The 430-nt window shown below is 44.7% G+C and carries 1 pseudogene; it reads right to left on the bottom strand.

The window, feature by feature from the left end:
* Positions 1 to 430 (bottom strand): annotated as a pseudogene (locus tag HMPREF3022_RS11745) (OmpA family protein); the annotation flags it as partial.

Here is a 430-nt window from a genome sequence, read left to right as displayed (position 1 = left end):
AAAAGACACCGGCGTTTGAATCAACCAGTGCACCGGGATAGTCAAACCCGTGCTCTTCTGCAGAAAAAGTATATTACGCAACCATGTGCGCAAAGTGGTCGCAATATCGGTATTTTCCGCAGGGGAAAGCCACAGCTCCAGACTCACAGAAACATACTTATGGGCTGTATTTTCAAGCAAATTGGAAACGACCGGATGCAGATTTTCCGAACCCGACATATTGATATAGACGGTGTCATTTACCCTCTCCACCAACTTTCTCGGCACAGAAGAGTCATGCAGACGAATGGTATAGCAACCCAAATCTCCGTTGGGATCCAATTCTTCTGCGATTTTCTTCCAAAAATCCGTATTGATTTGTTCGCGTTTTTTCTTTAGATAAAAACGCCAATAATAAAAGGCCGTCCCAACGGACAATGCCCAAGCACAA

It is taken from the genome of Neisseria sp. HMSC065C04, from assembly GCF_001815375.1.
In the GTDB taxonomy this organism is placed as follows: domain Bacteria; phylum Pseudomonadota; class Gammaproteobacteria; order Burkholderiales; family Neisseriaceae; genus Neisseria; species Neisseria flavescens_D.
This window is presented reverse-complemented; position numbering and strand designations above follow the sequence as displayed.